Raw genomic sequence first — 18,308 nt, 5'->3', positions numbered from 1 at the left:
TTTTACTCTGTCGAAACGCAGGATTAACCTACTTTGACGACCACCACTTTGTTCACGTCGATCAAGTACATCGCTGGCGCAGACTCAGTCTTCGTGTAGCGAACTTCAGGATCGCCACCTTCCGTCCAGTCCTTAACGTAACGCTCTGCTTCATCAAAGCCTTCTTTCTGTGCAGAAAGGTCTTGAATCTGACCATACAGGCGAGCACCACGAACGGACGTATGTGCCAAGATTAAGTGGAAGTCTCGCTGCACTTTCTTGGTTGTACCATCGCGGTCAATGTACTCTTCATCCACTACGATGATGGTTACATCACCAAGGTTGCCTTTGATGCTAACGGTCGCACCAAGATCTTTTAGTGCAGTTTCAAGCTGAGAATTGGAACCACGGCGTGTTTCGAGCTTGTCGTTAAACTTCTTGAACTTGCGCATCAGTGCCCACGTTTTAGGGTCTGCGATCAACGCATTGGTCAAGCCTTCGGATAACGCTGCCCACTCTTCAATATCTGCAACAATGTCGTAAGTTTCGAAATCTTGGCTCGCCCACTTCGCACCACTCAGAAGAGTTACGTTATTGTCAGGGTTTCGGCCTGCATCAATTTCGTAAGGCTTTTCGATGTATTGGCTGTCGATGATGGTTTTACCGTCATACACCATCTCAGCACACATCAGTTCTTCACGATCACGAACCGCTTGCTCTTCTGTGTCGAGGTTTTGCATCACGATAGCGTTCAAACGATCTGAAGCAGAAAGGTTGCCATTGATTGGTTCACCAGGACGGCGTTTGATACTTTGATTTGCTGTTACCGGATGCTTCGATTTTACGTAAGCCGGCTTGAAGCTCGATGTTTTAAAACCTTGATTGCGATCTACCGCAGCACCAATCATCGGTGAGCAAAATGCAGCAATTTTGGTTTTATTTGGGATCATGTCTAGGTCGACTTTTTCCGTAGAAAACGTGTAAAGCTCACGGAAGAAGAAGCGCATGAAGAAGTTATCACGGCGAATGCTTGATTGTGTTACCGCACCAAGCAGTTCGCGAGTTGTATAGTTGTCAGGCATAAGAGACTCTTTTTGTTTAATCCAAAAAAAAACGACGAATTAATATTCGTCGTCTACGTACACTGCGCTACCAATAAATGCTGCGCGCTTTTGCTTGTCGGTTGTCACTGTGTCTGGCCAGTTAACAAAACCAATGCGAAATCCGCCTTGCGGATACACGGTAGAAAGCTGGTCGCTACCAGTGTTCACCACATCTCGTGCTGACATTGCTACGGCTTTGCCTGGTGTGCCATCCCATTTAACCAGCGTGGCGGCATCCGTTGCATCCATCATTAGCGGTGTACGAGCCGGGAACGCTTCGCCCGATTTGATTGTGGCTCGCGCTGTTACCGGAGCACCAATCATGAAATCATCTGGTGTGTATTCAGTTGTTTCAGTCATTGTTTCGTCCTTAGTCGATACGTGTGTAAGAAGCGGCTAACGCATTAATGTTTTGCTGCTCATCGGTGAGGTCACCAGAACCAACATCCTGACCAAGAGGTTCACCATGTTCTGCAGCAAGTGTCTGCAACGCTGATGAACTCTGCGCAGCTGCACTAACCGGAACAGATGCCAGAATGGTCTTCGCTTCTTCCACGGTGATCTTTGGATTGTTTGCTAACTGGTGAGCTAGAGATTCACGACCTTTACTTTCTTCTAAGCCGAGAATGCCCATACAACGCTCTCGTTCCTGAGTGGCAGGATCTGCGTTGGCTTCCGGTTGAGCATTTGATTGAGGTTCTGCAGCATTACCTTCCTCTGCTGTTGGTGTTTCTGGAGTCGCTGGAGCTGATGCCTGTGGCTGTATATCTGCTTGTCCCGTTGCGACTGGTTGAGTTTGTTCTTGCACCGTCATAGCGGCTCCCATATCAAAGGTTGATTGTTTTTTCTTGAAGTGCTCAGCCATCAACTGAACTGCATCAAGGCCATTAACGACTTCATCAGCGAAGCCAACATCCACCGCAGCCTGACCTTCATAGGTTTCAGCCTCAGTTTCTAAAACTCGTTTAACATCGATGTTCATATATGCTGCCGCTTTTCCAGCAAACATCTGTCGAGTGCTTTCCAGTTCGGTCTGCCACTTTTCACGAACATCATCAGGTAATGCCTGATAAGGATTCCCATCGGCTTTATGTTTACCTGCAGTAATTAAGGTGATTTCCGTACCTTTCTGCTGCAGCATCTTTTCGATATTGGTGTGCGCCAAAATAACGCCAACAGAACCCGCTACCCCTGTCTGAGTAATCAAACGACGAGAGCACGAACTGGCAACCATCTGCCCAGCACTACAATGCATGTCGTAACCAAGTGACCAAATTGGCTTTATTTTTCGGTACTCTGCGATTTTGTCTGCTAAGTCAAAGCAACCAGCCACCATCCCGCCGGGGGTGTCCATGTCTAGCATGATGGCTTTCACTTCTTTATCCGACATGGCTTCTGTTAAGCGGTACATGATCCCGTCATAACCTGTCATGCCTGAATACGGTTTAACGTAGCCATATTTGTGAACTAAAGAGCCATCAATCGGGATAATGGCGATACCATCCACAACCTGATAGCTACGTTCACCACTGCGACGTCTGGTGAACTCGGATGCTTCCTTTTTCATGTCTGACTCACGCAAGACATTGCCATCTGCGTCAGTCAGCTGAATTACATTGCCGAGGCGCTGACTCAGAGCTGAGAAGAAAACACGGGCATAACCAGCTTCAAGCGCCAGTGGTCGGTTGAATGTATTGCTGATTAAGTGTTGTAAATTACTCATTTGGGCTCTCGTTTGGGTTGTCCGGCGCTAACGCCTGGAGTTTCATCCAACTTGGTGGTGGTAAACCTTTCGATTTACGCTCTTCCATCTCAGCCATCTGCTGATCGAAGATTTCTTGATAATCTTCACCAAGTAACGCCAGCTCTTTCTCATAGGTGGACAAGCCAGCCTCAATACGAAGAACCGCTTCTTTCACCTCTTTCAGGCCATCAATCGCTAATCGGCCAGAGCCAATCCAGTCACTCTTTGTCCACGCATGGCGACGCCGTAGAAACTAAATCGCGCCTTGCTCGGTAAGGTGATGTATCCACGAATGATCATCTCCTCAAACAGCAGGGTGAAGATTTGACTAGCGAATCGGTTCGCAATGATTTTTCGACGGCCCATGAAGTAACGCCACGAATCATTGTGAGCAGCACGGATAGTGCTGTAAGACATCTGAGAGTAATTGCGAGATAGCTGGGCGTAATCTACGCCAAGACCTGCAGCGACATATCGAATAATCGACTGCTCTAGAGCCGCAAATCCATTATCGGCATTGCCTGCGCTGTGCAGGTTGATTTTGTCGCCTGGCATTAGGTGAGGAAGTTTAACGCCGTTGAATTTCACCTCATTCGCGGCGTAGTAATCACCGTATGTCATCAACATCTTCTCGATGGCACCGTTTTGCTGGTTAGCACCAAACAAGAATTCCATCGCCTGATCAGAACCGAGCTCTGACTCGATACTGGCTGCATACATCGCATTGACAATGGCTCGCTGAAGCGTTGTATTTTGTAATGTGTCGAGCATTTTTAATTGCTCCAAACACGACAAAAACTTATTAACGCCTCGACACTGACCACCTTCCGAGGGTTCAAATACATGTAAGAAGCCCATTCGACCGGAGCGCAATCGCTTAGGTACTTCACGCCACTTCTTCGGCATGCCGAAATTATCAGCGCCTTCTTCAATAAAGTAGGAAACGGCCTCTCCGTTTCGGTTGAACTTCATCCCACCACGTTGATAGGGTTTATCCATCATGTAGTTCGGGTTGTTCACCTTGCGAGGGGCAACCATTCGAATGCAGGTTGAAAAGTGCGAATGGCGTCGATCAATCCACTCTGGCTTTGCCATGATTTCGCCAGCATGAGCATGCGTTTCAATGCCTTCACGCATCATCATGGTGAATGTGCGGCGACCTTCTGCATCAATAAAGCAGTTAGGATCTTCAGCAATATCACGAAATATTGCTTCAACTTCTCGAACAAAACCTTTGTCCGGTTTTAATCCAAGCAGTAACCAATTCGGCTTATAACTTAGGCGAAACTCAGAACCAATAATGTGGTCCTTGTGGAGCTGGATACCATTCGCTGCAATGCCATTGTTACGAGTTACATCGTCCGTTCTGGCATTAGCCTGTTTCATAACAGGCAGGAACGCAGCATCCACTGATTTGGACGGTGGGTTCCAATCGCGCATCTGGCCACCAAACCCTGAACCGCCAGCTCTGAACACCGCCTCTCTTAATGGTGTCTGACCATCTGCGGCCAGTAGTCCGGTATTTGTCATTACATTCCGACTCCTGCTGGGCGACGGCGACGAACTGAACCAATACCTAACTGAGAACGAAGGTCATCAATATAGGCTCGCAGGTTCGTGAATATTCGCTCGGTTAAATTCTACTTTTCGGTCCCCTTTCTCTATTGAGACCGCCATACTGCCTGTTTGCAGCTTGTGGTAGGCGCTTTCCGCCTGCTGCAGCATTTCTTGTAAGGTCATTTGCCACCTTTCAGTCGAGCGGCCAATTCAGCAATGCTTAGGCCGGATGATTGTTGTTCTGGTGTGGTTTGTTGTTCATTTAGCTCTAAGCCAAATTTATGAATGAGAATATTGAGTGCGGCGTAAGCGTAGTTCCAACCATCCAATGCTTCGTCGTATGGATGGTATTGCTTAACCCACCGCCAAACCTGGCGACCTGATTTGTCGTGTTCGAGTTTTTTTTATTGGCTGAGCAAAGTTGCTTGAAAAACTCATCTCCAGCGATATCGTCATCCAATGGAAAATGAATACAACCAGGTACTGGCTCATCACCTTTTGGCGTGAGACATAAACGGCTATATAGCCTCTGCTTGATACCGTCGGTACCTAATCTGGTCAGATAAACTTTTTTGTTGTTCTTCTTTCGTGGGAAGTTTTGGATCGGCTTGCCATATTGGTTTTCACCCTGAATCGGTATCACCCACATAACGCCATGCTTACGACTCATTTCATAAACATCATCGGTCTTGTGGCCCATGGCATCCCAACACCAAAGCTTAATGTCCATCACTTCGCCATTTCGCTTGGTATAGGTTCGATAAAGTGCTTTACCTACAGCATCTTTCAAAACCTGACCGGAAAGATCACCGAGCAGAACTATGTGATCGACCAACCAACACTCTTCGCCAGAACCCCATGCCCAAACGTACATTTCAATGCGGTCATCTTGGGTATCAATACCGCCGGTTAACGCGACGGCTCTATCTGGTACTGGATTCTTTTTACGCTCGCCAGCCCACCAAATTTCCCGGCGTGCCTTTAGGTGTTCCCAATCAAGCTTGTCGCCGTTTTCCCCCTCCCAAAGTTCACCGAGAGTCAGGTTAACAAACGTCTTTAATTGGCTAGGGTCATCTTTCTTATTTAGAAAGTCTCGGACGATACCGCGCCAGCCTGCACTCAATTTGGTGTTGTAACCGGACCAAATGTGAAGACCAACACTGGTAGGTGTCTGCGCCGGATTATCATCGGAATCAAAAAAACTCATGACCATCTCTGGTCCAAGTTCCATCTTCTGCTTTCCACCGACCAGCAACCTCCATCTTGTAGAGATGTTTGTAATAAATCGGGTCATCGCAATTAACACAGCTGTAGTAAACCGACTTGGCTTTTTTATCTACAGTAGGCTGAGTGTTATCCCACTTGAATCCGTGTTTATCTTCCTTACTACCCCACTGTAAAACCTGCTCAGTTCCACAATGCGGACAAGGTAAATAGAATCGAAAGGTCAATTCCATCTTGGCCATCAGTCTCTCTACGTGAGACTCGCCAGCATTCGTTGGTGTCGTTCCCCAACGAGCCATGGGAAATGCGGCACCTTCTAAGCGCATTCGCGCCAGGTCTATTGGGTTACCCTCTTTCCCGACCTCCCAATCCCAGCCGTCTATTTCATCCCCAAACAAGGCGCCTTTGGTAAGTGCACGCATGTTTCGCGGAGTTGATGTGCCGAGAATATGAAGTGACCAACCAATACCCTGCTTATACGAAACAGTGTTGCGGTGATCTTTTGCAAAAAGAGCAGGAAAGATCCTCTGCATGATTGGCATTTCTTGCCAAGCTGCATCAATCTCTGTAACCGATATGTTTTTCGCATCGCTCTCGGTTGGTACGTAAATCACTGAGTTGGTTTTAAACTGAGCATGCAAGCAAGTGTTTGCAGCAATCACCAACTTTGACCATCCAACACGCGCTGACTTTTGCATCGTCAGCTCTGCGATTGCCCGGTTGCACATCATGTTAAGTGGCACAACCTGCAATGGCAGGGTTTCCCAAAAACCCTCTTCCTGAGATGAACCTGCCGCCAATCGAAAATGCTTGTTAGCCCACTCGGCTCCCTTGATTGCGATTGTTCTCTTCATCCCCATCAAGCCACGTTGGACAGCTCTCTGGATCGCCGTCCATGTAATCGGTGAGGTTTGGTTGAACATCGGCACACTCATTTAATACAGCAGCGATCACAGCCTCTAGAATTTCCACCGCTTCGGGTGGCATGTCAGGCCATGCGTTTTTGAGTTTCGGGAGGAGAGTGTCAAGTCGGGTACCTACCCTAGCTGTGACTTGCTCTAATGTTTCGACAATAACTTCAATGGGTGCGTAGCTCTTCTCGAAAAGGACTCGCTTGGCTTTCTTCATCGCAATCGTCTCTCGCTTATCCTCAAGCTTGAGCTCTCGCTCTATTTTCTCGAACGATTCCTCTTCATCATCGTCCGTTTCCGGTTTTTGATTTCCGGCTTTTGCTTGTCTTAAATACGAGTTGTACGCGTGGTTACACGCTAGCGGGTCCATGCCATTTCTACCTATAGCAGCAGGCAGAACCCCTTGTTGTATAAGGTTTCGGACCTGTCTATCTGAAATGCCAAGGAGCTTTGCTACATCCGACTGCGTAAACTTCTTGTCTGGATTGAATAGGTTGCTCATTCATGGTTTTTGACCGGAAACCGGAAACCTCCAAAATAAAAAAAAATTTTTAACGAGAGCTTTTCTGCGAGGTCACGCCCCCGTGGGGTTCCAGATACGCCGGAAGGACCCATTGCGACCACGGTCGCAATCACTCGGGCTTCGGTGTCTGAGACAGAACACGAAAGATGATCGTCAACGCAGCTGCAGTAGCGTTCAGCCCTGCATACACTGGCACACTCACATGCACCTGAACCAAAGGAAGCAGAGAAGCCAGCAGGTTCATAGCCACAACGGCTAGCGACCACTGGATAGTCCACAGCTTTCCTGACTCTTTCCAGTTATCAATTAACTTCATCGGTCACTTCCTTTGATGCCTGGATAGCTAAGCAGATAGCTTCTTCAAGACGTTGCTTGGCTAAATCCATCTTTGTTGGGTTAGCGGTTGGCTGGTTACTCATTAGCTTCTCCAGTGCCGCGCCTTGTGTATTCAGAATTGCTTCAAACATAGCTACCTCATTACGTCGATTGAACATGCACAATCCAGCGCACCACCTACATATCTATCGACTATTCCGTTCGTTGGTTCGGGTTTGCTAATGGCCAGTGGATTGTCTAGCCAGTAGCTGTCATGAGATTGGTTTCCGTAACGAACGCATCGTCTGCCCGTTCAGTTATCGTTACCCGCCCACTTGGGAGTTAGCCGCTACATGGTCTGTCCTCATCCGGGTTAATGCTCATTTCAGTTATTCCTAAACAACCTCATAAGGCCGCTTAGAAATAAAGCCAGCAAACGCTGGCTTTAATGAAAGCAATGGATTTAGTAATGGAAAGTGCTCGCGCTACTTACCGCTATTTATCTGCCTGCTTGTCTTGGTACCACTGTTTGATCTTGTCGGGCTTCTGCCCACACTTCTCTAGTGCACCTTTCCAAATCAGGTCACGTTCAACAGCTTCATCCCTTGTAAGGGGAGGGCTATCGAATGGAATCTCACAAGGTGTAAGGTAAGCAGCTGGTGGAAGCACTACAACGTCACGAGTCTGCGTCACCACCTTCAGGTCGGTAGTGCTGCCACATCCGGTCAATGACAGGCTGAGGCAAACGCTTAGTGCCACAATCATCTTCTTCATCTCGTAGTAGTCCTTTTAGTTCACCAACCGCTTTATTCACGCTTGCGTCCACGGTCGCAGTGTAGTTTTCCATGTAACTCACTGCCTTTCGCTCATCCTCTAAATGCTGAGTGAGCGTGCCAATGGTCGCGTTTAATTCAGTGTTTACCTGCGTCACAGTTGCAATGGATAGCTTAACAGTTGCGAGTTCGGCCTGTTTGGTTGCAATAGTTGAGTCTTTTGACTCAATCTGTTGCTCCAGGTAATCGACACGCAAAGAGAAGAAGCCAATCACCAATCCAAGCGCCACGATAAAAATGCCGTTCATCTTAGTTAGCAAAACATAGCTCCGTTTCTTTCTGTCTCCGTTTCACCAAGCCGGGCAACTTCTTCCCAGCCCCATACACCCAAAACTTCAGCTCATTGCAGGCTTTGGGATAGTCACCCTGCGGATGTGCTTATAAATGCGTGTCTCGCTGCCGTCCGGGTTATGCCTGAATCGCGTGCAGCCTGTGTTGAATATGAATGATGTGAAAGCATCAATTTGCCCTTGGCTCATCGGAGCATCACCCATTGAAGCAACGAGACATTCTTCTGCTGATTTAATGTTTCTGGACCCAACCTCGAAGCGACTTGGATTCAGTCACCGGCTTATCATCCACGCCATGAGTATTCCCACGCCATTAGTGACAAGCCAGAAGGGCAAACATAAGATTCAACTGACATCCCTCTGCATTGCCTATGATCTCAAGCGCTTTTGGTGAAACTATCAAATCACTTTTGAACCACTCTGCCAGTAACGAGCGATGATATATGACAGAACAGACAAATTTTGTTTTTAGCCTTCATTATCTGTCGTCCTCATCGAGAAGTGCCTCAAGAGGCCTGCCGCTGGCTACTCTTGCCTTTACATTGCGGTGTTCTATAAATGAAACTCAAGTGAAGAATGAAGAGGTTAAATGGTGTTATTGTCACTACATCTCGCTACCAAGTGACAGTCACTCAGCTCGTCCGCGGCCTTTCACTCTGGCACATGGCGACAACTCAGAGCGGCCGCCATGCCGTTTCTCTAGCACAGAGCCTCACGCCTTGCTGTTTTTTGCTACTGGCCAGTCACCGTCGAAGCGCCTTCTCCATCTCGTCACAATACACGCAGCTGAACCGGAAATTCACAGCGTATCAGCACCACATCAGCCCTTTCCGATCGCTCGCGCATCAGCCCAGCACCTGCCGGCTGGATGCTTCGCCCGGCAATGGCGAACGTCTGAAACATCGGCAGCGGCTGGCATCGTCACAGACGCCGAGACGGCGCAGGTTTCATACCAGCCCGCTCGCAAAGCCGATCGATTTAATCAGCATTAGCTATATCGTGCTACTGTTCAGGCACCGGTAATAGCGACGCCCAGCAGTTTCATATTGTCACGATTAGAAGCTGCTCATTCGGCCGGCACTGTACCAGTGCGAACGAAGATCTGGCGCTCGCAAGCCTGGCCGATTTCACGAAATGCCTAATGAATCACGCCACTTTGAAACGGGGTTCGATCGGTGAGGCCGAACAATCCTCTTGCCCGCACACTTCGCGTACTAGTCATGACGACATCACAGCGACGCCCGGTGGCGGTAGAACGAAGGCAAGGGTCGAGCTCTTTCTTCTTCGCCATAAACCATTAGGCTGCCCACAACCCATATGGTCCAGAACGTTAAACGCGATGCATACAGCTTGTGTCACAGTATCACCGGAGACCGCCAAATTCCGCTACACCATCTGCTCGCCAGCACGCCTCGCCACTGATTGAATCCCAGCGCTCTTTCTATCCCGGTGGATCCGTCAACAGGTCGACGCCACATCGGCAGGTGCCAGGCAGGCAGTCTGCATTGCCAGCCGCACGATTACCAAAGAACGAATTGCGCACGGCGTCAGGCCTCCCAACGCCAGTCATATAGCCACTGCGTGAACAATACCGCTCAGCAGAGCCAAGTGGGGCCCACCTGGCGCATGATCAACACGGCCGTCTCACGCACTGCAGCCCACGTCAAACGGTCCGTACCGCTGCCGTGTTCGGGGACGAAATCGCCGAAGTTTAGTTCTTCACTGCCATGCTCGTCCATTATTAAGCGAAGTATATCTGCAAACTGAGCATAATGAATTCACCCTGTACCGAAGCATATTGTGCCTAAATTCATTTTCTCAATCAACAATGTAAAAGTGCTTAAGCGCTTAGGAACAACACTCGGTGCCGTGGTACAGGCGACGTCGCTCTTTCGCTTGGGCTGTGCCTATATTGCGATATATGCATAGTCTGTTTTCAAACAAGAACGACCTTCCATATGGCCAGGCCACGAAGCACCAGACTCGCGCATTGCCTGTCTTTGTCATGGACTGGCTCCTCGGCGCGTATTTGGTCAGACTATCACTGGCGTATTACAAAGACGGAAAGCCAGTCCTGCTTTTGCGAAATACTTCAGTGATCACGACCTTCTTAATACAACAACCACTGCCAGTAATGGTTCACGCCTTCGCACAATAAGCCAGAGAACCAGCACCTGCGACATCGCCGAGCTACTGAGCCCAAACCAGCTTCGCGCGATGATTTATACATGACAACATTTTAGCGTCCGAGTGTTATACAGACAAGCGACGCCACGCAGCTACGGCGCCGGGTCACGCTCGATAATAGCCTACAAATCCATCACTGCGTCGCGCCTTCTTTGCCTGTAATAATCAGCCTGTCTCCCTGTACTTCCTTTGATCCGGCAGCCAATACATATATCTGTTAACACGATCGATTAAAGATTACTGGGCTGCCTGGCACCAAATCGACATCACACATCAAAAACAAGTCTACCAGCAGTTTACCACAATGCATAAATAACAGTTAGCCTCATCAACGGTCGGGAACAGTTAAAACAGTGTTGCCTCCACTTATCCAGCCCACCACCTCAAACCATAGCCTCTCCGGTCACGCTCGGCAGTAAATTGGCGAGCCTCACGCCTCGATCATAACCAGCGCACCTTTCTCTGTCCCTCCAATCCAGACGTCACCACCAGTATCGACTTCACGTTTCGGCCAAGTACATTCGCCACTCCGCTTTCTCCAACAAAGATAAACAGCGCAGCTAACACGTACATCAACAAATAACCATTATATTCAGGCCGGTCAAACAGCGGCCGCAAACCACCCAGTCCGCCCAACCAAGCCATGCATGAGCCAGTTCAAGGCGCCGCTCAATACCCGGCAGATCTAAATAATTTGTTCACCACGCAAACCGAATCGTAATGAATATAACTGCTCACCCAGTTTCTTTACTTCAAATCAGCCTTGCCGAATGGCAGCCCGCGTCACCTTGTTGCAAATCAAACCACAAACCTCGGCGATAGCCGCGCACAGCAAAACCACGACTCACAAACCGGCATATTCTTCCGCCACGAACAGCATTCGCTTAAAAAATTTTTGTGCCTGCCGTCGAACAGCGATTCATGATGTTCCCTGGGCCCATCATCGCTCTGATTACCTGCCAGCCTCATGCTCAGTAATTTTCGATGCCGCTGAGTCTCTAGCACGAACAGCCAGGTTAAATGCCGATCAGATTCAACCGACGAGCGGTGCGGGCTCACTGTCGCGCATTCGACATCACGTAGTTCATCGAACACGATATCAACGCGAATTTACGCCTGCCTTTTCAAGATCATAGCAAGAATATCCAGCGTTTTTTGTGACGTGAATCTTCACCATTTTGAAGAATGAACCACAGAAATATCATTACACAGAAATAAGATCATCATGATCAAGATCTTCCGACTGATTGTCATCTTAAGTGTTCTCTGACTACATTTACGTGGGCTGGAATCCATCAGCAAGCGACGTTACTGTTTCAGTGTCCGTTGCCACAAAAAGTTCCGTTATTCATTCACTCACCATAATATTCAATGTCACCAACGTTGCTCTTCCAGCTTGGCACCATCTCATCCAACTGGTGCTAAGACCGCACAGCTTTATCTTATTGCTTGGAATGACCAGCGTTATCTCCAGGCCATGGCCGCTGTTGTCTCTCAACCGCCGCACAAGTTCGCCCACCAGACGGCCGAACCTTACTGCCAGTGTGGTCGATCCTGAATCGCCTTCTGATCTTCCATTTGCCGAGGCCAATGACTCCCATATGTTCGAGCACTGCTGCTACTTTCCAGCGCCAAGCAACGATGCCATCTGACGCCACTCTTTGATTAGCGGCTTGTCTTCCGAATTCCGACGTAAAGCAACGTATTATTGGCGTCAGCACACCAGAGCCGAGTGCGGCCAGCAGTGAGGGGCCCTTGTTCACACTCCATTACGCAGCCTCCCTACTGTTAACGTACTCCGAATCAGCATCAGTGGTTATCACGCGCACCAACAATTTGTTTCCGAGCCACCGCTCCGAATTGGCGTTGTACACCGCAGGGCCAAAGATCTAGCTCAAGAACGCAAGCCTTAATACCAATGGCCTCATCAGTTCTTTCTTTCGCCAATCTTTCAAACAGATCGAACTTCAAACTAACATTTAAATAAGTCGACACAGTCGCCAAAGCCCGCACCAAACGGTTTACTATCACCGACAGCAGCTGAAGCCAAACACTAGCCGATCACTAACGTTAAATAATCGCCACATGCCAGTTGCCTATCCCAGAAGTGATGACGTCAGGTGAGGCTGTAGCCCGTACTCCCAGAATTCAGACGCCGCAGCTGTTTCACTACTGTCTTTAATCAAGTCTCGGTAAACAAATCGTTGCAAACGGTCATCCAGCCGCCACTTTCTCGACTGCCGTGCCTTACTTCTCGACATCGCCTATTTGCCGTCAACTTCACACTCATAAGTTAAAGCCTTCTGTTGCCTACCCACCGTACGAGAATAGGCACAGGCCTATAAGCTAACACGCACAGATTAAGCTATGCATGTAACAAGGGGCCGCATCCGTGCCAGTTTTTGCATTGACGACTGCACCTCAGCTCACGCCTATATGTTGTCGACCAGCTAACTTGAAACATGGCATTAACTCACGCTCAACCGCTCAGATATTAAAGACGTCTCAGCCCTGCCTTCGTCGACTATCGGCTCTCGCCTGGCTACAGCTTCATTCCACGCGGCTGATCGCTACATCGATTGTACCGCCGCGATTGACGCTGAGTGCAATAAACTACCCACCCTGGTGCTGTGTAAGTCATCTGAGAACTGTCGAAGAATGATATGCGACGACGCTGCTTTAACCTCCCGGCAACCGATCCAACGAACTGCTCGGTGCTATTTCACCAGTTGTACGTTTATAGCTCAGTCAACATGACTGGTCTGGTTGAACTGGTTGAATAACACCGCAACATCAGTTCACGGACATTTCACAACATCGCCAAACTCAACCAAACAATACGAGCGATCTGCTTCAAACAGTGTTTCCAAGCCAGAAAGTACGATTCAAGGTCCACCACTGTCATGGCCGTACAATGGTTCTAGACTGCCGTTTTATCTAACGCCTGCCTTTGGCGATAGTGACCATGTGCCAAGATTTCATCTACACTCTTTCTTGCAGCCACTGCATCACCAGCAAAACCACTCACGCCGGAAACTCATCACTCAGTTATATATCAGCTGGAGGTGTCATCCAGAGAGGCAGAATGGCACCATACCTGCCGGCGAGTTACGTTTTCATCCAACACGTGCCGATGCACCAATAGCATCACTGCGCAATTTGGCTTCAGTCCGTACCAGAGGTTAGATTAAGAATCCAACAATGCAAATAAATATTGGCTTCTTGCTCAAATGTTCAGCAGCAAAGTACTACTCCAGACGCTTGCCGACCTGACTCTCGGTATAGTCCATTGCTGAGCACACTTGAAAAACTCTCATATTTGGTCTCCTGGCATTATGTAGCTCATTTCCGCCGCTTCGTTCTGCTTGTCGTAATCAATGCCTCCACACATGCGTGAGCACCAGCCAATAGCTACAAACTCCAGAACGCAATCACCGCATCGCTCTGTGAATGCAGCTGGCGTGAGGCCTGTTAGACACATCGCTATTAATTGTTTGCCACGTCAGTTATGTCGCCATCTTCACCAGCCTTCGCTTTCTGGCCGCAGACCGAATGCCGGCCAGTGGCACGCCCATTTCAGCCGCGGCTTCTCTGTTCGTCACGGTCCAAATTCTCCTGCTGATCGACCAACATTCGGCAGCCCAGCCGCCGACCACGCACTGGCTTACCAGCCAGTTCTGCAATATGCGCTAGGCAGCAGGCCTTTACCAGCATCACGCCTGCTTCGCTGGCAAGCCAACAGCGCTGGCAGCACCGTTCCACTCTCGCAGATTTGATGCCCGGCCCGCCTTTGTAACCATCAGTACGCCTGTAACAACACGGTTGGGAGCCGCACCCTCAGCGTCAATCAGAAATATGTTCTGCCTTGTGTCGCACAATCCGCGTAAGTTTGATCGGTAGCGGCGACTGACTGCTCGAGCTGTCACAATCGATGCCTCTGATCCCTAGCGAGACAGGCCCTTTTTCTCTCGTCGATATTTTAGGAGACGAGCAGGTTCTGCCGTCGCCAGCACCACAGCCGAATATGTCTCATATTTGGGAACCATCTAACAGCGCCTTACCCTTCGCCCTGTCAGCTTACGCGCAACGTCCCTATCACACTGAGTCAGCACAGCAGCCATCGCAATAATAGCAGGTAAATACCGAGTTTCGTACAGTCGATCTACCTCTCGAGTCGCTAGTAGACTAAACTCACAGTATACGCTGTAAATCAGAGCATCGCCAAATGTTTCAGTCGATCATTCCGATTCATTAATGTATTGATCTCTGCAAACATCACAGTCCGAGAAATAGGCATGCCGATTTAACTGATCCTCTTTATTTGCCGAATCCAGTGATGAAGTGTCACAGTAAGTACAAACCCGTTCATCGCTTGCTCGGGTCAGAGCGGCTCAGGAAGAGCGCCATCCAAGGCATGGACCCAATCAGCGGTGTGTTCAACCTGATCAATCGCTCCACCTTCAGCACCGACTGCTTCATTCAGGTGCCGTAAAGCGTTTCGCTTTCCGGTTCACCAGTTCACTTGACCAGAACCGGCAATAATTATCAAATGCACGCGCCGACGTTCTTTCTTCGTTCAGTAGGTCTCGTTATCGCTGATAACAATGACCAAATCCTGCGCCGTATCCCGACATTCCATTACTCCACGTAACCTTTCAGTGAGTCACTTTCACCTACTGTTGGTGATGACTTCCATTTCCAGTATTAAGAGTTTAGATCGAACACACCCATGGCTTCAGCTTCAGACATATTTCCACGCCACTGCCTAGACATGCTCAATATTTATTATTCTACAAATGACACCGTGCAACCTAGTAAGCCTAGCCACTCTTAACCCAGCTGCTTCTAATCTTTAGCAACTCTGGGCCTACTTATGCCAGAATTGAGTCTTATTTAATGTTGTTTGCTTTCGCATAAAACGTAGGAAGAACTTCAATCTTCACATAGAACTAAAGGCAGCATAACTGCTGCAGCTCAGCAGCAGCAGATGATTAGCGTAAGCATAATGAATATTTAAGAGACGAAAATCTTCCTGATCGTTTGCCCGAGCCAGTCACAAGCAAAACTTTCATTGTGGGAATCCTACGTAAGTTGGCGAACCAAGACAAAGGAATGGTTTCCAATTTGTTCTCTTCCTGCCGGTTGTATACATCGACCTCCATAGATCGTCATGTTCATAAATATTGGCGATGGGTCTCTCACGAAGGCAGTAGCCTTCTGCAATTGCGTTTATAATAGTTGGCTGAAGATGTAATATGAAATCTCATGTACTGTAAGCTTGGATAGCTTTACAATGGATAGCCGAACGACTCTCCATTAGCGAAGCTGTTGCCATACACTTCAGAATTGTGCACGCCAAAAACCAGATCGAGTAAACCTGAGTTTCTGCTCTGTAAACTTATGCCTAGATCGCCTGTTGTCAGGCATAAAAAAACGTCGTCATTAAAGACGATTTTAGCTCCAGCGAGGTCCATAACTGAGCCTAAAGAATTTGCGAACAGCAGATACAGTGCTGGCTCAGCTCATGTGCCAGCAGCAGTGATAAATCAAACGTCTCAGCCTAGCCGGTCTACCCTAGCGGTCTATTGCGCAAGCGAGCACAGAAACTTCCAGGTACCGGCGCCTCCATTTTTAGTAGCCACAACGGACCATGGACAACCAAAAAACAAATCCCATCACGCGCCATTGTTTTAAATAGGAATTCCGGTTCGAACCCAGATGCTAGCGACGCAGGTGCCGGGCCAGAATTTGCGACATCGACCCGATGTCTTTCTAAGAGTAGGGCAGCGAATATTTCCACAGCTATGACCTTACGCCGAAATGAACAGCGCCTTCCCTCCTCACTCCAGTGTCAATGCCAAACTGCGGCATTGCCACCATATCTGCACTCTATCAAAATGCCTGAACAGTTACGATTCACCTAATGGACCGGCTTGAACGAAGTCACGCTTCTGACTCCAGCAGTCTTAATCCAAATTGATAACCAGCGCGAAGAAGAAGAAAACGCTTGAAGAGCGCGCCAACGCGAGCAGTAACGCTCAGCGCAAGCCGATCAGAAAGTTAAACGCCGCGAGTTATTTATCGCACGGCTTCTACTACGCTTTGGGTTGATTTGGCCAGGGGAAATGGTTCGGGTCCATGCCTCGAAAGAAAGCAAATGGCAGATAGATCGTGATGCTATCCAATAAAACGCCCAGTGATGATACCGTAGCATGCACAATTGTTCTCTCAATTAAAAATTGAGTAAAGACCAAAGATAACTGATTGATATTAACGGCAAGAAGGGTCATAGCAAATACATGCACCGAAAGTTGCGGCCGCAGACCTAGGCTTGAACGCACAGCTGGTGACAGCAATGCTTCAGGCATGCTACAATGGCAGCTGGCGTAATGGCCATTCAGCTAACAACATGATTACAGTTGCTGACGTCTCCGCCGTAATTACTAGTAGGTGCGAATCCATTTGCCTTGTCGATAACGCACCGATAAACGCCGTGATGGCAGTAACGCTGGTGCCGGTGGGCTAGCCTTAGGCCGCTCATCATGCGCCCAAGAGTAAGCCTATGCCTACTTGAGGGGTATATTGAGTAGTCCACTTTAACGACATTATCGCGCTTCGGCCTGAGGGTTAGCCGTCAAATAGGTGCTACACTGGGATACATCCTGTGAGCGCAATATCTAAAACTTTCGTTATGTCAAACAGATATCAACCGTCAACGCCGTATGGTCGTAATGCCTGGGTTTCAACGAATTTCGACATGATGGCACCGAAATAGCTGCCTTCAACTGCCGCAGCAATAACGCACCGCCGCGAAGCCTCGAACAACACACGCGACCGCCGACGCGGTCACAGCCAGCAGCGCACCTGTTCAACCGTAGTTGTAAACGACTTCAACAATACACCATCACATTGAATGAAATCACAACAGATCTGTGGCTGCAGCTGGTCCCAGCTGCAAGCTGAAGCCGTAATGCAGCACGTGAATCACTGCTAGCTCACTGTCAAACATGCTAACACATGATCTTATCAGAATCCATGGCTGATGAAAGATACTGCTGAAGTCAAGACATTAGATCAGGGCAACACTGAAATTGCAGCCTCATATGCATTATTATGTTGTAAACTCTATTATTGCTAGCACAGATCGTTAGCCAGACCATGAGTTCTTGTATGGATGAAGCAACATTACGTTTCTGTGTACTACCGAGCAAAGGTTTATCCGGTTGATGCCTACATGAGATTTGTGGATCACCTGCAGCTAGCCCACGAGGGTCAGCCTTACTCTTGTGATGCGGGATACAATGATCACCCAGTCCCCAGTTGGAACGCGCAGCCGAAAGGTCTTCAGATTGGCTGACTTCAGCCAGTAACGCTGAGTTGAACTGAAACAATACAGCCTAAGATTCGGAGCTGATTATACCATTGAAATGATAATGCCTGGTTACAACGAAGTACTGTAATTCATGAGAATAATATAACCGACTCTACACGCCATTTATAGGAGGTGAGCCTGTAACTCAATTCACACAAAGAAGACAAAGAGTTCAAAGACACTGAAGTTGTGAGCAGCAAAATTCGAAGTAAGCCGTTATCGACGGCGCATTGATTTGCGCCTTCACCCGCAATTATCCGGTGACGTTCG

17 protein-coding genes and 1 pseudogene are annotated in these 18,308 nt (G+C 48.6%); 1 reads left to right on the top strand and 17 read right to left on the bottom strand.

The features are described 5' to 3' along the window. Window positions 1-23: 23 nt before the first annotated feature. The 16 genes and pseudogenes from OCV52_RS25120 to OCV52_RS25060 all read right to left on the bottom strand — a co-directional run bounded on the left by OCV52_RS25120 (window position 24) and on the right by OCV52_RS25060 (window position 12,429). Window positions 24-1,061 carry a major capsid protein gene (locus OCV52_RS25120; RefSeq protein WP_150897822.1) on the bottom strand — a complete coding sequence of 346 codons (1,038 nt, stop codon included), beginning with the start codon at window positions 1,059-1,061 and terminating at the stop codon, window positions 24-26. A gap of 39 nt (window positions 1,062-1,100) precedes the next feature. Further along, window positions 1,101-1,442 (bottom strand): head decoration protein, encoded by a 342-nt coding sequence (locus tag OCV52_RS25115; RefSeq protein WP_150897821.1) that lies wholly within the window; start codon window positions 1,440-1,442, stop codon window positions 1,101-1,103. 10 nt (window positions 1,443-1,452) lie between these two features. Next, window positions 1,453-2,805: a S49 family peptidase gene (locus tag OCV52_RS25110; protein WP_150897820.1), complete on the bottom strand. Its 1,353-nt coding sequence runs from the start codon at window positions 2,803-2,805 to the stop codon at window positions 1,453-1,455. After that, window positions 2,798-4,356 (bottom strand): annotated as a pseudogene (locus tag OCV52_RS25105) (phage portal protein). The gene OCV52_RS25110 and the pseudogene OCV52_RS25105 overlap by 8 nt, the downstream one beginning before the upstream one ends. Continuing rightward, on the bottom strand, window positions 4,356-4,427 hold the full coding sequence (locus OCV52_RS25715; RefSeq protein ID WP_390903415.1) for a hypothetical protein: 72 nt from the start codon (window positions 4,425-4,427) through the stop codon (window positions 4,356-4,358). The pseudogene OCV52_RS25105 and the gene OCV52_RS25715 overlap by 1 nt, the downstream one beginning before the upstream one ends. Then, window positions 4,423-4,566, bottom strand: coding sequence for a gpW family protein (gene gpW / locus OCV52_RS25100; RefSeq protein WP_261900909.1), 144 nt, complete (start codon window positions 4,564-4,566; stop codon window positions 4,423-4,425). Before gpW ends, OCV52_RS25715 begins: the two co-directional genes overlap by 5 nt. Window positions 4,567-4,651: 85 nt before the next feature. Further along, window positions 4,652-5,614, bottom strand: a complete 963-nt coding sequence (locus OCV52_RS25095; protein WP_261900908.1) for a phage terminase large subunit family protein — start codon at window positions 5,612-5,614, stop codon at window positions 4,652-4,654. Next, complete coding sequence (locus OCV52_RS25090) at window positions 5,577-6,461, bottom strand: phage terminase large subunit family protein (RefSeq protein WP_261900907.1); 885 nt, start codon at window positions 6,459-6,461, stop codon at window positions 5,577-5,579. Before OCV52_RS25090 ends, OCV52_RS25095 begins: the two co-directional genes overlap by 38 nt. Beyond that, window positions 6,421-7,020: a helix-turn-helix domain-containing protein gene (locus OCV52_RS25085; RefSeq protein WP_150897816.1), complete on the bottom strand. Its 600-nt coding sequence runs from the start codon at window positions 7,018-7,020 to the stop codon at window positions 6,421-6,423. The genes OCV52_RS25090 and OCV52_RS25085 overlap by 41 nt, the downstream gene beginning before the upstream one ends. A gap of 130 nt (window positions 7,021-7,150) precedes the next feature. Then, entirely contained in the window at window positions 7,151-7,357 is a 207-nt protein-coding gene (locus OCV52_RS25080; RefSeq protein ID WP_150897815.1) for a DUF7940 domain-containing protein, read from the bottom strand. Next, window positions 7,344-7,508: a hypothetical protein gene (locus OCV52_RS25075; RefSeq protein ID WP_261900906.1), complete on the bottom strand. Its 165-nt coding sequence runs from the start codon at window positions 7,506-7,508 to the stop codon at window positions 7,344-7,346. The genes OCV52_RS25080 and OCV52_RS25075 overlap by 14 nt, the downstream gene beginning before the upstream one ends. 343 nt (window positions 7,509-7,851) lie before the next feature. Further along, window positions 7,852-8,049: an Rz1-like lysis system protein LysC gene (gene lysC, locus OCV52_RS25070; protein WP_140347661.1), complete on the bottom strand. Its 198-nt coding sequence runs from the start codon at window positions 8,047-8,049 to the stop codon at window positions 7,852-7,854. Then, window positions 8,033-8,449, bottom strand: coding sequence for a hypothetical protein (locus OCV52_RS25065; RefSeq protein WP_140381118.1), 417 nt, complete (start codon window positions 8,447-8,449; stop codon window positions 8,033-8,035). The genes lysC and OCV52_RS25065 overlap by 17 nt, the downstream gene beginning before the upstream one ends. Beyond that, entirely contained in the window at window positions 8,439-8,516 is a 78-nt protein-coding gene (locus OCV52_RS25710; RefSeq protein WP_390903414.1) for a hypothetical protein, read from the bottom strand. The genes OCV52_RS25065 and OCV52_RS25710 overlap by 11 nt, the downstream gene beginning before the upstream one ends. An 8-nt stretch (window positions 8,517-8,524) precedes the next feature. Continuing rightward, window positions 8,525-8,668, bottom strand: a complete 144-nt coding sequence (locus OCV52_RS25705) for a lysozyme family protein (RefSeq protein WP_390903413.1) — start codon at window positions 8,666-8,668, stop codon at window positions 8,525-8,527. Between the two features lie 3,440 nt (window positions 8,669-12,108). After that, window positions 12,109-12,429 (bottom strand): hypothetical protein, encoded by a 321-nt coding sequence (locus OCV52_RS25060; RefSeq protein ID WP_261900905.1) that lies wholly within the window; start codon window positions 12,427-12,429, stop codon window positions 12,109-12,111. A 1,614-nt stretch (window positions 12,430-14,043) separates the two neighbouring features. Here OCV52_RS25060 and OCV52_RS25055 point away from each other — a divergent pair. Further along, window positions 14,044-14,442 carry a hypothetical protein gene (locus OCV52_RS25055; RefSeq protein ID WP_261900904.1) on the top strand — a complete coding sequence of 133 codons (399 nt, stop codon included), beginning with the start codon at window positions 14,044-14,046 and terminating at the stop codon, window positions 14,440-14,442. Window positions 14,443-16,761: 2,319 nt separating this feature from the next. Here the strand turns inward: OCV52_RS25055 and OCV52_RS25050 are convergent. Next, window positions 16,762-17,034: a hypothetical protein gene (locus OCV52_RS25050; protein WP_261900916.1), complete on the bottom strand. Its 273-nt coding sequence runs from the start codon at window positions 17,032-17,034 to the stop codon at window positions 16,762-16,764. Window positions 17,035-18,308 lie beyond the last annotated feature (1,274 nt).

This window comes from Vibrio chagasii (genome assembly GCF_024347355.1).
Classification (GTDB): Bacteria; Pseudomonadota; Gammaproteobacteria; order Enterobacterales; family Vibrionaceae; genus Vibrio; species Vibrio chagasii.
This window is presented reverse-complemented; position numbering and strand designations above follow the sequence as displayed.

Coding starts and splice junctions, on each gene's coding strand:
- OCV52_RS25115 (WP_150897821.1), bottom strand. CDS start 1,442: ATGACTGAAACAACTGAATACACACCAGATGATTTCATGATTGGTGCT.
- OCV52_RS25120 (WP_150897822.1), bottom strand. CDS start 1,061: ATGCCTGACAACTATACAACTCGCGAACTGCTTGGTGCGGTAACACAA.
- OCV52_RS25095 (WP_261900908.1), bottom strand. CDS start 5,614: ATGGAACTTGGACCAGAGATGGTCATGAGTTTTTTTGATTCCGATGAT.
- OCV52_RS25090 (WP_261900907.1), bottom strand. CDS start 6,461: ATGAAGAGAACAATCGCAATCAAGGGAGCCGAGTGGGCTAACAAGCAT.
- OCV52_RS25075 (WP_261900906.1), bottom strand. CDS start 7,508: ATGTTTGAAGCAATTCTGAATACACAAGGCGCGGCACTGGAGAAGCTA.
- OCV52_RS25110 (WP_150897820.1), bottom strand. CDS start 2,805: ATGAGTAATTTACAACACTTAATCAGCAATACATTCAACCGACCACTG.
- OCV52_RS25050 (WP_261900916.1), bottom strand. CDS start 17,034: ATGCCTGAAGCATTGCTGTCACCAGCTGTGCGTTCAAGCCTAGGTCTG.
- gpW (WP_261900909.1), bottom strand. CDS start 4,566: ATGACCTTACAAGAAATGCTGCAGCAGGCGGAAAGCGCCTACCACAAG.
- OCV52_RS25080 (WP_150897815.1), bottom strand. CDS start 7,357: ATGAAGTTAATTGATAACTGGAAAGAGTCAGGAAAGCTGTGGACTATC.
- OCV52_RS25055 (WP_261900904.1), top strand. CDS start 14,044: ATGCCTCCACACATGCGTGAGCACCAGCCAATAGCTACAAACTCCAGA.
- OCV52_RS25085 (WP_150897816.1), bottom strand. CDS start 7,020: ATGAGCAACCTATTCAATCCAGACAAGAAGTTTACGCAGTCGGATGTA.
- OCV52_RS25705 (WP_390903413.1), bottom strand. CDS start 8,668: ATGAGCCAAGGGCAAATTGATGCTTTCACATCATTCATATTCAACACA.